The organism is Lysobacter antibioticus HS124, from assembly GCF_000336385.2.
Taxonomy (GTDB): Bacteria; Pseudomonadota; Gammaproteobacteria; order Xanthomonadales; family Xanthomonadaceae; genus Lysobacter; species Lysobacter firmicutimachus.
Genome location: NZ_HG424451.1, coordinates 44,439 through 59,433, shown reverse-complemented (window position 1 = coordinate 59,433; position 14,995 = coordinate 44,439). Strand labels below are relative to the sequence as shown.

The window sequence follows — 14,995 nt, the reverse complement described above, 5'->3', positions numbered from 1 at the left end:
GCCTTGGACAAAGAAAGTGACCCGGCCGCTTGCGGACGGAAGCTTTGCTTTTGAGCTTTGAAGCTTTAGATGCCTTCGAACACAGACGCCGCGAGACCGCAGCAGCGCGGTCGCGGCTTACGCCGCTCCTACAGGGGCCAAGGACAAAGCGCGGCGAACGGGCGAGACGGCGGCGCGGCTCGCGCCGCGCCTGAGGAGCGCTGCGCGAGCCGCCAACGGGCGCGGATCAGGCGAAGCGGTCGGTCGCGCGCACCAGCGCGTCGACGTTCTCGGCTTCGAACGCCGAATGCCCCGACGCCGGGGTGATCGTGAGCTCGGCTTTCGGCCACGCCTGCTTGAGCTCCCAGGCGTTCTGCACCGGGCAGACCACGTCGTAACGGCCGTGCACGATCACGCCCGGGATGTCGGCGATCTTGTGCGCGTCGCGCAGCAGTTGGTCTTCGACCTCGAAGAAGCCGCCGTTGACGAAGTAGTGGTTCTCGATCCGCGCGAACGCCAGCGCGAATTGCGCGTCTTCGTGGCCGCTGACGAAATCCTGGTCGACATGCAGGAAACTGGTCGCGCCTTCCCACACGCTCCACGCGCGCGCCGCGTCGAGACGGGTCTTCTCGTCGGCGCTGGTCAGGCGGCGGTGGTAGGCGCTGATCAGGTCGTGGCGCTCGACCGGCGGGATCGCCTGCAGGTAATGCCCCCATGCGTCCGGGAACAGGCGCGAGGCGCCCTCTTGGTAGAACCACTCCAGCTCCCAACGGCGCAGCATGAAGATGCCGCGCAGGACCAGCTCGGTGACCTGCTGCGGATGGGCTTGCGCATAGGCCAGAGCCAGGGTCGAGCCCCAGGAGCCGCCGAACACCTGCCAGCGCTCGATGCCGAGCTTGGCGCGCAGCTTTTCGATATCGGCGACCAGGTCCCACGTGCTGTTGTCGACCAGGTCCGCGTGCGGGGTCGAACGGCCGCTGCCGCGCTGATCGAACAGCACGATGCGGTACTTGGCCGGGTCGTGGAAGCGCCGCATCTTGGCGCTGCAGCCCGCGCCGGGACCGCCGTGCAACAGCACCACCGGCTTGCCGTTCGGGTGGCCGCACTGTTCGTAATACAGCGTGTGGCGGTCGTCGACCCGCAGGGTGCCGGTGTCGAAGGGTTCGATCTCGGGGTAGAGCGTGCGCATCGCAGGCCTCGCAGTCGTGAGGCCGACCAGTTTACCGGCGACGACCCGTCGCGTCGGCAACGCCGGCGTATGGCGCCGCCGCTCGCCGGCCTGCTCCTGCGGGAGCGGCGCAAGCCGCGCCAGGGAACGCGCAGGCGAACCGACGCCGACGCGGCCGACAAAGCCGGAACCCGGCACGACCGCGCCTCACCGCCGCCCGCCGTCCCAGCGAACGCGACGTCGGGCGGTCGAATTCAATCCAACGAGTCCGGCATCCGCGCCAGACTCACCCGGTCGCGCCCCTCCAGATCGCGTTCGGTCGCCGCCTCGACCAAGCCGGCCGCACTCAGCAGGTCCCGCACCGCCGGGCCCTGGTTCCAGCCGTGCTCGATCAGCAACCAACCGCTCGGCCGCAGATGCGACGCCGCCGCGGCCGCGATGACCCGGATCGCATCCAGGCCGTCGGCGCCCGAGGCCAGCGCCGCGGCCGGCTCGTAACGCAGGTCGCCCTGCTGCAGATGCGGATCGCCGGCCTCGATATAGGGCGGATTGCTGGCGATCAGGTCGAAACGTTCGCCGGCCAGCGGCGCGAACCAGTCGCCCTGGCGGAACACGACATTGCTCAGCCCCAGCGCGCGCGCGTTGGCGCCCGCAACCGCGAGCGCGGCGGCGCTGGCGTCGGTGGCGATCACCCGCGCCTGCGGCCGCTCGTAGGCCAGGGCCAGGGCGATCGCGCCGCTGCCGGTGCCCAGGTCGGCCACCGCCGCCGCTGGCCCGGCCGGCAGGCGCGCCAAGGCCAGTTCGACCAGCAGTTCGGTCTCCGGACGCGGAATCAGGGTCGCCGCGCTGACTTCGAGATCGAAACGCCAGAACCCGCGCCGGCCGATCAGGTAGGCGACCGGCTCGCCCGCCTCGCGCCGCGCCAGCCAGTCGGCGAAACGCTGCGCTGCGTCGTCGGCGACGAGGTGATCGTCGTGCGCGAACAGCCAACCGCGGCTGCGGTCGAGCGCGTGCGCCAGCAGCAGTTCGGCCTCGGCCGCTTCGATGCGCAAGCGCGCCGCGCGCAGCAAGGCATCGACGCGGCGCGCGCCGGCCTCCTGCGGACTCGCCGCGGAACCGGGGTCGTGAGAGGAAGTCATCGGCGCATTGTAAGGGCCCGCCTCGCGCGGCGCGCCCGACCAACGCAGTTCCGGCGCGCGCCCCTACTGCGCGACATCGCGCCTGCGCGCCGGCCGCGGAGCGTCGCGCCGCGCTTCGCGCGCATCCGTGTTGCGACGCAACGCAGGCCGCCCGCGATGCGTGCGCACGGTCGCTATGGCCCGCCAATGTGCCTTGCCGCCCAGCGTATTGATTGCTCGGGAAAAACTTCGTCGCCGACCGACTTTTAAACGATTTGGCAGGGTTTAAATCGATCCAAACGTTGACACCGCGAAATCGCCGCTCGCAATGTCGGCCGCGTCGCCGTCCAAGGCGACCCGCCGCGCGAGCCTGTGCCGTCCCGTGTCCGATCGCGCGCCGCCGCCGACCACCACATCACTTCAGGGGATCGTCCATGACCCAGCCGACCCAGCGTTCCAGCTCCGCCTTGCGCCGTTTCGTTCCCCGCCTGGCCGCCCTGGCCCTCGCCGTCGCCGCGCCGGCCGCATTCGGCGCCGAGTCGGCGATCTTCGGCGGCGGTCCGTTCTATTCCGGCGGCCAGACCGTCATCAACGACCTCAAGGCGTCCGGCTTCACCACGGTGTTCCTGTGGAGCATCCACATCGAGGCCAACGGCGACCTGGTCTACAACGACATTCCCATCGTCAAGAACGGCGCCTACATCGGCGCCGACGCCGACTGGCCGGCACGGCTGGCCTCGCTCAAGACCGCGCCGACCTCGGTCAAGCGGGTCGAGGTGTCGATCGGCGCCTGGGGCGTGCCGGATTTCGAACGCATGGCCAACCTGGCCAACGGCACCGCCGCCGGCTGCGGCACCACCATCGTCTGCGGCACCGGCAGCAGCAGCATCCTCTACCGCAACTTCCAGGCCCTGAAGAGCGCCACCGGCGCCGATGCGGTGAACTTCGACGACGAGAGCCATTACAACGTCGCCGACACCACCCAGTTCGGCCAGATGCTAGTCGGCCTGGGCTACAAGATCACCTTCGCGCCGTACACCAATCAGAGCTTCTGGAAAGGGGTCAAGGACAACCTCGGCAGCTCGGTCGACCGCATCTATCTGCAGGTCTACGACGGCGGCGCCGGCAACGACCCGGCCAACTGGAACGCCGCGATGGGCATGACCGTCATGCCCGGCCTGTGGACCAAGCACGGCACCGGCTGCACCGCCGGCGACAGTCCCTCGCAGGTGCAAACCCGCATGGCGGGCTGGAAGACCAGCGCCGGCATCGGCGGCGGCTTCCTGTGGCTGTACGACGACATCCAGAAGTGCTGGGCGCAGGGCACCAGCGCGCAATATGCGGCGGCGATCAACAATGCGCTCAGCGGCAATACCGCGCCGGTGGCCAACTTCGGCGTCAGCGTCAACGGCCTGACCGCCCACTTCAGCGACGCCTCCAGCGACGCCGACGGCAGCATCGCCTCGCGCAGTTGGAGCTTCGGCGACGGCGGCACCTCGACCGCGACCAACCCCAGCCGCACCTACGCCAGCGCGGGCAATTACAACGTCAGCCTGACCGTGACCGACAACGGCGGCGCCACCCACACCAAGACCCAAACGGTGTCGGTCGGCGCCGGCAACGTCAATCTCGCGCTCAACAAGCCGGCTACCGGCTCGGCCTCGTGCAACGCCAACGAAGGCCCGGCCAAGGCGGTCAACGGCAGCGTCTCCGGCGGCAACACCGACAAGTTCTGCTCGCTGGCCTCGCCGGCCTGGCTGCAGATCGACCTGGGCTCGGCGCAGACAGTCAGCAGTTTCGTGGTCAAGCACGCCGGCGCCGGCGGCGAGTCGAGCAACTGGAACAGCAAGGCCTTCACCATCCAGACCTCGAGCAACGGCACCAGTTGGAGCACCCCGGTGTCGGTGAGCGCCAACACCGCCAGCACGTCGACCCATTCGATCAGCGCCACTTCGGCGCGCTACGTCAAGCTCAACGTCGCCACCCCGACCCAGAACGGCGATCCGGCGACGCGGATCTACGAGTTCGAAGTGCGCTGAAGCACGAACGCCGGCGGACCGCGCAGGTCCGTCGGCGCGGCGCAACGACGCCCGCGGCTGCGGACGGGGTTGCGTGGGGAGGCGGCGCGAACGGGAAGCAGCGCGGTCGCGGCTTGTGACCGGAGGCAATCCCCGTGGGACGCCGCGCCTGCAGACGCAAGATTCCCGCTTCGCTCGACCGCCAATACCTTGGGATCGACGCGTGTCCCCTGGATCGCGGCTTACGCCGCTCCTGCAGCATGCCCGGAACCGGACGAGGCAGGAGCGGCGTAAGCGGCGGCTCAGCACTGCAGCGGCAGGTAGACGTCGGTGCGCAGCAAGGCCTGCGGTACCTGGTCGGGATCGTCCAGGTAGTCGTGGTACAGCAGCGCGTCGCCGAGGCGCTCGCCGCTGGCCGGCAGCCAGCGCGCGAGCAGCGCATCGGTCGCCGCTTCCAGGCCGTCGAAAGCGCCGACATGGCGGATGCGGGCGTAGCGCCCACCGCCCAGCCGCGTCAGCCGCAGTCCGAGCAAGCCGGTCGGGTCGACGCCCTCGCCCAGCGCCAGCATGCAATCGAACCGGCACTGCGGCTCCGCCACGTCGCGACGGTCGTCGACCGCGACCCCGTACAAGCCTTGCAGGCGATCCAGCAGGCCATGCTCGCCGGCCCAGCCGAACAAGCGTTCGTAGCCGGCGTGCTTGGCCTCGTAGCCGCCTTCCACCCGAAGCGCCACGACCTGGAACGGGTCGATGCTCACCACTTCGACCCGCAGCGGCGGCGCGTCTTCGCCCTGCTCCGGCTGCGGCGGCTGGGCCAGGCGGTCGATCTCGCGCCACAGCCGCTCCGGTTCGGCACGCAGTTCGCTGGGCGCGGTGCCCAGGCTCTGGCGCAGGGCGCGGGTGAACGCCTGCGGAGTCTGGTAGCCGACCGCGAGCGCGGCGTCGGTGACGCTGCGTCGTTCGCTGGCCAGCAGCCGCAGCCCTTGCAGCAGGCGCAGGCGGGCCACGGTCTGGCCGGTGGTTTCGCCGGTCATGGCGCGGTAGACGCGATGGAAGTGGAACGGCGAGAACGCCGCCGCCTCGGCCAGTCGCCCCAGTTCGGGCGGCTCTTCGCCCTGGGCGATCGCGCGTTCGATCAGGGCGACCGCACGGTCGATGCGGCGCTCGTGAGCGTCGCGGGTACCGGCCTTGAGCGCGGGGCGGGCGGCTTCGTTGACGGGGGCCATCGCGGTGTCCTCGTGGAGGTCTGAGCGGGATGCGGCCAGGATGGCCCGCGCCGAAGCGGCCGGCGGTTCCGATCTTGCGCTTTCGCGCCCGCCCCGGCTCAGACGCTGACCGCGAACCCCAGCAGCACGGCCACTTCCACCGCCTCGGCCAGGGCGCCGCAGCAATCGCCGGTCATGCCCTGCAGACGCTGTCGCCAGGCTCGCCGCCACGACGCGAACACCAGCATGGCCAGGGCCAGAGCCAGCGCGCCGCGCCAGCCCGCCGCCGCGCAGCCGGCGGCGCTGAGCAGCAGCGCGGCGATGCAGGCCGCGCGCGGTGCGGCGACCAGGGCCTGGCCCAGCCCGCCGCTGCGCACGTAAGGCGTGGTCAGAAAGGCCAGGGTCAGGGCCGCGCGCGCCAGCACTGGCGCCAGCAGCAGGGCCGGCCAGGCCGGTGCCGGCAGGCTGGCCAGGGCCGCGAATTTCAGCAACAGCGCCAGCGCCACCGCGACCACGCCGATCGGGCCGCTGCGCGGATCTTTCATGATCGCCAGGGTGCGCTCGCGCCGCTCTTGTTGCGTCGCGCCCATGCCGCCGACCCAGGCGTCGGCACTGTCGGCCAGGCCGTCCAGGTGCAAAGCGCCGGTGAGGGCGACCCAGGCGGCCAGCAACACCGCCGCCGACAGCAGCGGCGGCCGGGTCTGCAGGGCCCAGGCCAGCGCGCACAGCGACAGGCCGATCGCCAGCCCCGCGGCCGGATACCAGGCCAGCGAGCGGGTCTGCGCCTGCGGATCCTCGAACACCCGCGCCGGCACCGGAATCCGGGTCAGGAACCCGATCGCCGCCAGCAAGGCGCGCATCAGCCGCCGACCGGGTCCGCTTCGACGCGTTCGACGCGTTCGTGGCGATGCGCGGGGCGGCCGGTGTCGGCGGTCGCGGCGGTCGCCGGCGGCGGCCAAGGCAGCGGATGCAGGGAGGCATGGCCGACGTCGATCGCCAGCATGTCGCTGTAGCGGCGGCCGGCGGCCAGGCAACGCAGCAGACGGATCACGCCGCCATGGGTGATCACCAGCACGCGCCGGCCGGCATGGCGCTGCGCCAGCTCGTGGGTGGCGGCGAGCAGCCGCGCGGTGAAAGCGTCGAAGGTTTCCGCGCCCGGCGGCGGAAAGGCGACCGGATCGGCCCAGAACTGTGCCAGCGCCTCGCCCTGGTGAGCGGCGATGGCGTCGACGGAACGGCCCTGCCAGTCGCCGAAGTCGTATTCGACCAGGCGCGGCTCCAGGCTCAGCGGCAGCCCGCGCGATTGCGACAGGTCGCGCGCGAACGCGGCGCAGCGCTGCAGCGGCGAGCTGACCACCGCGTCCCATTCGCGCCCGCGCACCGCGTCGCGCATCTGCCGCCAGCCCAGTTCCAACAGGCTGTCGTCGAGCTGTCCGCGGTAACTGCGATGGCCGGTGTCGCCATGGCGCAGCAGGTCGATCTGGGCAAGCGTCATCGCTCCGGCTCCGTTCCGTGTGCGGATCTGGCGGTGGGGAGCCTCATCATGCCCGCTCCGCGTGACCGGTGGAGACGCCGGCCTGTACGAAAGTCGCCATTCCGCCATGCAGCGCACAGGACAGGCGCAGCAAGGGCACCGCGACCGCGGCGCCGCTGGCCTCGCCCAGGCGCATGCCCAGGTCGAGCAGCGGGTGCGCCTGCAACGCATCGAGCACCGCGGCGTGACCGCGCTCCTGCGAGCGGTGCGCGTACAGCAGCCAGGGTTCGCAGCCGGGGTTGAGCGCGCGCGCCGCCAGCGCGGCGACGCTGGCGATGAAGCCGTCGACCAGCACCGCCAGCCCGGCCTGGGCGGCGGCGAGATAGGCGCCGGTCAGTGCGGCGATCTCGAACCCCCCGAGCCGGCGCAACCGCTCCGCCGCGACGGCCTGCGCGTCGCCCGGTCCGGCCGCGGACGCGTGCAGGGCCAGAGCGCGCTCGATCACCGCGACCTTGTGCGCGATCCCGTGCGCGTCCAGGCCGGTGCCGGCGCCGGCCAGCTCGGCCGGCGCACGCCCCAGCAGCGCGCAGGCCAGGGCCGCCGCCGCGGTGGTGTTGGCGATGCCCATCTCGCCTCCGACGAACAACTGCGCACCGTGTTCGCGCGCCCGGCGCACGCTGTCGGCGCCGGCGGCCAGCGCGGCCTGCAGCTGCGCCGGCGTCATCGCCGCGCGTTCGCAGAAGTTGGCGCTGCACGGCGCGATCAACCAACGGCGCACGCCCTGGATCGGGCCCGGGTCGTTGACCGTGCCCAGATCGACCACGTCCAAGTGCGCGCCGAGCGCGCGCGCCAGCACCGCGATCGCCGCACCACCGCCGGCGAAGTTGCGCAGCATCTCGCCGGTCACCGCCTGCGGAAACGCCGACACGCCCTCGGCGGCGACGCCGTGATCGGCGGCGAACACCGAAATCCACACCCGGTCGACCGCCGGCGTCGGCGTGCCTTGCAGGCCGGCGAGGCGGATCGCCACCTCTTCCAGCCGGCCCAGCGAACCGGGCGGCTTGGTCAACTGACCCTGGCGCGCCTGCGCCTGGGTCTGCGCTTCGTTCTGCGGCTGCGCGCAGGCGCGCCGCCACCACGATGCATCGTCGTTCATTCTGCAACTCCTTCGATGACCCGCGCTTCGCCCAATGCGGGCGGCGCGCCTTTCAAGACCCAGGGCAGGCCTGCGGCGACGAACCAGACTTGCCCGCACAACGCGCCCAATGCCTGGTGCAGCCGCCCGGCCTCGTCGACATAGCGACGGCTGACTTCGCCCATCGGCACCACCCCGAGCCCGACCTCGTTGCTGACCAGCAGCACCCGCCCCGGCAGACCCGGCAACGCCTCCAGCAGGGCCGCGCGTTCGCGCTCGAACGCGGCCGGATCGGCGCCGAACAGCAGATTGCTCAGCCACAGGGTCAGGCAGTCGACCAGCACGCAACGCTGCGGCGCCGCCTGCGCGCGCAACGCCGCGGCCAGCGCGATCGGCTCTTCGATGCAGCCCCAGTGCGCCGGTCGGCGCGCGCGGTGATGATCGATGCGCGCGGCCATTTCCGCGTCCCCGGCCTGGCCGGTGGCGATGTAGACCACGTCGGCGTAGTCGCCGGCGATGCGTTCGGCCAGCGCGCTCTTGCCCGAGCGCGCGCCGCCGAGGATCAGGCTGTGCATGCGGCGTCCTCCAGTCCGAACCATCGCGCCAGGCGCGCGGTGTCCAAGTGCGCTTCGACCGCATCGGCGAGCCGCTCGATGCCGGCTTCGCGCAGCGCGCCCAGGTCCAGCGGCTCGGCCCCTTCCAGCCCGGCCCAGCGCAGCAGCGCGGCCAGGGCCTGCGGCTGGTCGAACAGACCGTGCAGGTAGGTGCCCAGCACCTGGCCGTCGGCGGACAGCGCGCCGTCGTCGCGGCCGTCGTCGAAACGCAAGGCCGGCCGCTGCAGCGCCGGACCGCGGCTGACGCCGCAATGGATTTCGTAGCCGGCCACGGTTGCGGACTCATCGTCGAACGCGAACCGCCCGCGCACGTTGCGCAGCTGCTTATGCGGCTCCAGCGTGGTCTCCAGCTCCAGCCAGCCCAGGCCCGCGCTCGAACCCGGCTCGCCCTCGATGCCGTGCGGATCGTGCACCGCGCGGCCGAGCATCTGCAGCCCGCCGCAGATGCCGATCACCCGTCCGCCGTAGCGCAGATGGCGCGCGATCGCCTCGCCCCAGCCGTGGCGGCGCAGCCAGTCCAGGTCGGCGCGGGTCGATTTCGAGCCCGGCAGCACGATCAGATCGCAGGCCGGCGGGGTTTCGCCGGGGCCGACGAAACGGCAATCGACCTGCGGGTGTGCGCGCAAGGCGTCGAAGTCGTTGTGGTTGCTGATCCGCGGCAAGGCCGGCACGGCCACGCGCAGGCGCGCGCCGGCCTTGGCCGCCGCTGCGCGCGGCAAGGCGTCTTCGGCCTCCAGGTGCAGGCCGTGCAGATACGGCAACACGCCGAGCACCGGCTTGCCGGTCTCGCGTTCCAGCCAGTCCAGGCCGGGCTGCAGCAGGGCGATATCGCCGCGGAAACGATTGATGACGAAGCCGACCACGCGCGCGCGCTCACGGTGCGACAACAGAGCCAAAGTGCCGACCAGGTGCGCGAACACGCCGCCGCGGTCGATGTCGGCGATCAGCACGACCGGACAGTCGACCGCTTCGGCATAGCCCATGTTGGCGATGTCGCGGTCGCGCAGGTTGATCTCGGCCGGGCTGCCGGCGCCTTCGACCACCACCGCCTGGAACCGCTCGCACAGGCGCGCGTGCGAGGCCAGCACCGCGGCCATCGCCGTGCGCTTGTAGTCGTGGTAGGCGCGCGCATCCAGGTTGGCCACGGCGCGGCCGTGCACGATCACCTGCGCGCCGGTGTCGCTGTTGGGCTTGAGCAGGATCGGATTGAAGTCGGTATGCGGCGCCAGCCCGGCGGCCTGCGCCTGCACCGCCTGGGCCCGGCCGATCTCGCCGCCGTCGGCGGCGACCGCGGAATTCAGCGCCATGTTCTGCGGCTTGAACGGCGCCACCGCCACGCCGCGCCGGCGCAGCCAACGGCACAGCGCCGTGACCAGGGCGCTTTTGCCGGCATCGGAGGTGCAGCCCTGCACCATCAGCACGCGCGCGCTCATCGCCCGCCCTGCGTCGAAGCGGCGGCGAGTTCGTCGACGGCGGCGGCCAGCGCGGCATCGAGCCGGCGCCACTCCGCCTCGTCGCCGGGCAGGCCGAAGCGCAGGCTCGGCGGCTGCTCGAACAAGCGCGTCAGCACGCCGCGCCGGGCCAAGGCCTCGTGCAGCGGCGAGGCATCCTCGCCGCGCCGCCATTGGAAGAAGGCGCTGCCGCCGCTCGGCGCCAGGCCGTGCGCGCTCAGCAGCGCGGCCAGGCGCGCGCCGTCGGCGAGCAGGCGCTCGCGCTGCGCCGCCTGCCAGTCGCGATCGGCCAGCGCCGCGCGCAGCACGTGCCGCGCCGGGCTGCTCAAGGTCCACGGCCCGAGCCGTTCGCGCAGCGCCCGCAGCAGCGGCGGCGCGGCGCAGACGAAGCCGGCGCGGGCGCCGGCCAGGCCGAAGAACTTGCCGACCGAACGCAGCACGATCAGCCCCTCGCGCGCGCTGTCGGCGCACAGGCTGTGTTCGGGAGTCGCGTCCATGAAGGCCTCGTCGATCACTAGCCAGCCGCCGCGCGCGGCCAGCGCCGCGTGCGCCTGCAGCAGGGCTTCGCGCTCGAAGCGATCGCCGCCGGGATTGTTCGGATGGATCAGCACGATCACATCGAACGCATCGACGTGGCGCAACAACTCGGCCGCCGGCAAGGACTGCACGGCGTGCCCGCAACGCCGCCAGGCATGCGCATGCTCGGCATAGCCCGGAGCGAGTACGCCGACCCGCACCGGCGCGCGCAGCTCCGGCAACGCCTGGATCGCCGCCTGCGAGCCCGCGACCGGCCACAGCGCAGGCGCGCCGTAGTAGGCGCAGGCGATGTCGATCAGGCCGTCGTCGTCTTCGGGCAGGCGCTGCCAGGCGCGCGCCGGAATCGCCGGCACCGGCCAGGCGGTCGGGCTGATGCCGGTCGACAGATCCAGCCATCGCTCCGCCGCGATGCCGTAGCGGCGCGCGGCGCGCAGCAAGCGTCCGCCGTGTTCAAGCATGGGTCGACTCCGGAACAGGGCCGTCGCGCAGCCAATGGCGACGGCCAATGCGAAAAGACGGGGGAGGATAACGGCAGGCCCGCGGCGCAGGCGCCCGCCCCCTATCCGCGGCCGGGCGCTCAGGCCGCCGCATCGGCCAGCCTCCGCGGTACCACGGCGGGTTTGCGCGCGCGCCGCGCCGTCCGCGCCAGAACGAGCGCGCGCAGGCGCTTGCAGGCGACCAGGATCGCGGTGACCGCCAAGGCCGCGCCGATCGCCAGGCCGGCCAGCAACAGGCCCAGGCGCAGGCGCGGCCGTTCCAGCAGCCACGGCAAGTCCCAGCTGTGCAGGCCGTGATACAGCCAGCGCTCGGCCCGGCTGCGTTGGTCGCTGACCGCGACGATATCGCCGCGCGCGGGCGCGATCTGCACCCAGCTCGCGGCCGGGTCGTCCAGACGCAGACGCCACACCGGCAGCGGCGGCGGATCGCGGTGCGTCGCCTGCAGATAGTAGGCGTCGTAAGTCTGCAAGCGCTGCCGCGCCGCGATCTTCAACCCGCTGTAGGCTTCGGCGCGCCGCACAGCGGCGGCGAGATCCGGCGCGGACGCGGCACCGGCCAGGGCCGGCGCCCAGGCCGTTCCGCCCCGGCGCGACTGCATGCGCAACCAAGGTTCGCCGGCCAGCCAGACCAGCTCGGCCTCGAGCCAGCCCTCGCCCGCCGGCAGGCGCGGCCGCCAATGCGCCGGCCACGCCGGCGGCGGCGCGGAAAACGCGTCGCGCCAGCGCTCCAACGCCGGATTCGGCGGCGCGCGCATGGGCCCCATCGACATCCAGCCGCTGAACAGCCAGCTCAGCATCAGCCAGCCGCCGCCCCAGCCGAGCCAGTGGTGCCAGGCGTAAACGCCGCGGTACTGACTGATCCGGCGCACCCGGCGCCAGGCATCGACGCTGCGCCAGGCACCGATCGCCACCCCGGCCAATGCCGCGAACAAGGCCGCGCCCGACAGCCACATCACCACTTGGCGCCACAACGCCGGCTGCGCGCGCAGCGCTGTCGGGTAGATCCAATGCACGATCGCGCCGACCCAGTTCCAGCCGCGCTCGCTGCGGGTGCTGTCGCGCACCGCTTCGCCGGTGCTCGCCGACACGTACAGTTCGGTCGCCTGCGCGTCGGCGAAACGCAGCTTGTGCAGCGGCGGACGCAGGCCGGACAGACCGTTGAGGGTCCATTGGTCGCGCTCGATCCGCCCCAGGTACTGCGGCGCCGACTCCGCCTGTCCGCGGCGACGCTGGAAATCGCGCGCCACGGCCGCGGCGGCCGAAGCATCGAGCTCGGGCAGCACGCGGCCGTCGTCGGCGCCGACCAGATGCCAGCGCTCCTCGCCGTCGCTCAGCCGCCACACCGGCCGCGCGCCGAGCATGCCCAGCCGCGCGCGCTGCGGCGGGGCGTCCAGACCCGCGGCCCGGGCCGCCTGGCGTGCGTCGATGCGGACCGCCGCCAGCGCCAGATCGGATCGCCCGGCGCGCGACTCGGCCTCGCTCAAGCGCGGGAACGGCACGAACAACAACACCGCGCCGGACAGGAACCACAGCAGCACCGGCACGGCCAGGACGACTCCCAGCCAGCGATGCCACAGCTGCAGCTGGCGCTTGAGCGCGTTCAAAAGCGCTGCGTCCATTCCAGCTCGAACTCGCGTCCCGGCCCGAGCAGCGCCTGTGAGCGGCCCGAGCCGACGTACAGCGCATCGCCGAGATTGCGCGCGCGCAAGGTCAGCCGGCTGCCGGTGCGGGGACGCCAGGACAGTTGCGCGTCGGCGACGGTATAGCCGTCGATGCGCGAGGTATTGGCGTTGTCGTTGTAACGGTGGCCGACCCGGCGCAGCCCCAGCGCGGCGCTCCAGCATTCGACCGGGTCGAAGCCCAGCCACAGATTGAACACGCGCTCGGGCGTATTGGCCGGGGTGCGGCCGTTGCGCGACACCAGTCGGCTCGCGACGACTTCGTTGAAGTCGTCGAAGCGCGCGTCCAGCACCGCGGCATTGGCGTCGACCCGCCAGCGCGGCGAGAACGCGTAGCCCAGGCCGAGTTCGAGGCCGCGCGAACTGCGCTGCCCGATCTGCTGGACCCGGTTGGGGTCCTCCTCGTCGCGGCTGAGCAGGTTGCGCTTCTCGATCCGGTACGCCGCCAGCGACCAGTCGCCGCGGCCGCCGGCGAAGCCCTGCTTGAGGCCGATCTCGATCTGCCGCGCCGGGGTCAGCGACCAGTCCTTCTGCGCCAGCGGCAGGGTCACCAAGCCCGAAATCGGATCGATGCCCTTGCTGGTCTGCGCGTACAGCGACGTCCGCCCGTCGAACGCGAACACCGTGCCCAGGCGCCAGGCGGTGAAATCGAATTGCGTGCCGAAGCCGGTGCCGGCCGGCAGCTCCTTGCGCTGCACTTCGATGCGCTCGCGGCGCAGGCCGCCGACCAAGGTCCAGCGCGGCCACAGTTCGATGCTGTGCTCCAGGTACAGCGCGCGCTGGCGGGTGATGCTGCTGAAGCGCGGCCGGGTGCCGGCGAGGTTGACGAAGCCGCCGGGGGCGAAGTCGAACGCCGGCACCGTGTCGCGGCCGCCGTAGGGGCCGTTGTTGCTGTGGGTGAAGCGCACCCGCGTGGCTTCGGCGCCCAGGTTCAGGCGCTGCGCGCGCCCCCACAGCTCGCCCACGGCGAGCAGGTCGAAACGCTGGCCCCACTGCTCCTGGTCGTGGCCGATCGCGATGAAATCGCTGCGCACGACCGTGCTCTTGCGCGGATCGAAGGCGTAACTCTCGGCATTGCGCCAGCGCCGGTCGATCGCGACGTGGTAGGTCTCGGCGACCAGTTGGGTGCGGGCGCCCAGCGCATAGTCGAAGCGCAGCCGCGCCAGGCCGTCGTCGTAGCGGACATGGCTGTCGGCGACGTCGTAATTGCGTTCGCGCAAGCGCCGGTCGAGCCGGCCGTCGGCCAGCGGCGTACCGAAGTAGCGCGGATCGTGGCGACGGCCGCCGTCGTACTTGAGGGTCGCGGTCAGGCGCGGGCTGAGGTCCCAGGCCACCGCGCCGGAGAAGCCGTAGCGCTCGTAGCCGGCGCGGTCGATCTCGCCGTTGCCGCCGGCGCCGGTCAGGTCGGCGCGCCAGCGCACCCGCTCGCCCGCGCCCTGCCCCGCGCCGAGACCGAAGCGGTACCCGTCCCAGCTCGACGCCGCCAGCATCGCCTCGCGCCGCGGCGCGCTCTGCAACGCGCGCGGCACGTAATGCACCACGCCGCCGATGCTGCTGTCGCCGAACAACACCGAGGCCGGGCCGCGCAGCACCTCGATCCGGTCGAGTTGCCAGGTATCGCCGGGAAAGCTCAGCGTGCCGGAGGCGACGAACACGCGCGTTCCGTCGTACACCTGCGCCACCGAACCGTGGCCGGAGAAACCGCGCAGGCTCAAGGAAGAGCCGCCGTTGCCGGGCGCGCCCATCGGCACCACACCGGCCGCGCGCGCCAGCGCCCGCTGCGGCGTGTCGTCGCCGCGCTCGCGCAAAGTTTCGCCGTCGAGGATTTCGACCGCAGCCGGCAACTCGCGCAGGCTCAGGCCGAGCCGGCTGCCCGCGTCGGCGACCCGCTCCAGCGGCGACTGCGCGCGCACCTGCACCGCGTCGAGGGTGGTGGAATCGTCGGCGCAGGCGGTGTCGGCGAAGGCCAGTCCGATCAGGGCCAAGCTCAGGCGACGCAGCGGCAAGGCGCCGCGCATGGGCATGCGGTGGGTCCTGCGATCAAAGAGGCGGGCTGACAAGCGGGCGGTCTCCGGTGCTCGCGCACGGGATGCCCGCAGGCCCGGAGCGGTCGGCGCCGG

12 protein-coding genes are annotated in these 14,995 nt (G+C 72.3%); 1 reads left to right on the top strand and 11 read right to left on the bottom strand.

Annotated elements, in window-relative coordinates; genetic code table 11:
- Positions 1–226: 226 nt before the first annotated feature.
- Entirely contained in the window at positions 227–1,168 is a 942-nt protein-coding gene (gene pip, locus TX83_RS03200; RefSeq protein ID WP_064746480.1) for a prolyl aminopeptidase, read from the bottom strand.
- 233 nt (positions 1,169–1,401) lie between these two features.
- Positions 1,402–2,286, bottom strand: coding sequence for a peptide chain release factor N(5)-glutamine methyltransferase (gene prmC / locus TX83_RS03195; RefSeq protein ID WP_079248017.1), 885 nt, complete (start codon positions 2,284–2,286; stop codon positions 1,402–1,404).
- 413 nt (positions 2,287–2,699) lie between these two features.
- Between prmC and TX83_RS03190 the strand changes: the two genes are divergently transcribed.
- Positions 2,700–4,304 carry a PKD domain-containing protein gene (locus TX83_RS03190; protein ID WP_064746479.1) on the top strand — a complete coding sequence of 535 codons (1,605 nt, stop codon included), beginning with the start codon at positions 2,700–2,702 and terminating at the stop codon, positions 4,302–4,304.
- 281 nt (positions 4,305–4,585) lie between these two features.
- Here TX83_RS03190 and TX83_RS03185 read toward each other — a convergent pair whose 3' ends face one another.
- The 9 genes from TX83_RS03185 to TX83_RS03145 form a co-directional block, all read right to left on the bottom strand.
- Positions 4,586–5,509, bottom strand: coding sequence for an AraC family transcriptional regulator (locus TX83_RS03185; protein ID WP_079248016.1), 924 nt, complete (start codon positions 5,507–5,509; stop codon positions 4,586–4,588).
- A 98-nt stretch (positions 5,510–5,607) separates the two neighbouring features.
- A complete protein-coding gene (locus tag TX83_RS03180; RefSeq protein ID WP_064746486.1) occupies positions 5,608–6,351 on the bottom strand; it encodes an adenosylcobinamide-GDP ribazoletransferase in 744 nt (247 codons plus the stop codon).
- On the bottom strand, positions 6,348–6,983 hold the full coding sequence (locus TX83_RS03175) for a histidine phosphatase family protein (RefSeq protein ID WP_075574969.1): 636 nt from the start codon (positions 6,981–6,983) through the stop codon (positions 6,348–6,350). The genes TX83_RS03180 and TX83_RS03175 overlap by 4 nt, the downstream gene beginning before the upstream one ends.
- 46 nt (positions 6,984–7,029) lie before the next feature.
- On the bottom strand, positions 7,030–8,118 hold the full coding sequence (gene cobT / locus TX83_RS03170) for a nicotinate-nucleotide--dimethylbenzimidazole phosphoribosyltransferase (RefSeq protein ID WP_064746478.1): 1,089 nt from the start codon (positions 8,116–8,118) through the stop codon (positions 7,030–7,032).
- A complete protein-coding gene (cobU, locus tag TX83_RS03165) occupies positions 8,115–8,672 on the bottom strand; it encodes a bifunctional adenosylcobinamide kinase/adenosylcobinamide-phosphate guanylyltransferase (protein ID WP_064746477.1) in 558 nt (185 codons plus the stop codon). The genes cobT and cobU overlap by 4 nt, the downstream gene beginning before the upstream one ends.
- Positions 8,660–10,144, bottom strand: a complete 1,485-nt coding sequence (locus TX83_RS03160) for a cobyric acid synthase (protein ID WP_064746476.1) — start codon at positions 10,142–10,144, stop codon at positions 8,660–8,662. Before TX83_RS03160 ends, cobU begins: the two co-directional genes overlap by 13 nt.
- On the bottom strand, positions 10,141–11,157 hold the full coding sequence (gene cobD / locus TX83_RS03155; protein WP_064746475.1) for a threonine-phosphate decarboxylase CobD: 1,017 nt from the start codon (positions 11,155–11,157) through the stop codon (positions 10,141–10,143). Before cobD ends, TX83_RS03160 begins: the two co-directional genes overlap by 4 nt.
- A 119-nt stretch (positions 11,158–11,276) precedes the next feature.
- The gene (locus TX83_RS03150; RefSeq protein WP_079248015.1) at positions 11,277–12,815 is read right to left on the bottom strand and encodes a PepSY domain-containing protein; all 1,539 of its coding nucleotides are present in this window, start codon (positions 12,813–12,815) and stop codon (positions 11,277–11,279) included.
- Complete coding sequence (locus tag TX83_RS03145; protein ID WP_186442504.1) at positions 12,797–14,899, bottom strand: TonB-dependent receptor; 2,103 nt, start codon at positions 14,897–14,899, stop codon at positions 12,797–12,799. Before TX83_RS03145 ends, TX83_RS03150 begins: the two co-directional genes overlap by 19 nt.
- Positions 14,900–14,995 lie beyond the last annotated feature (96 nt).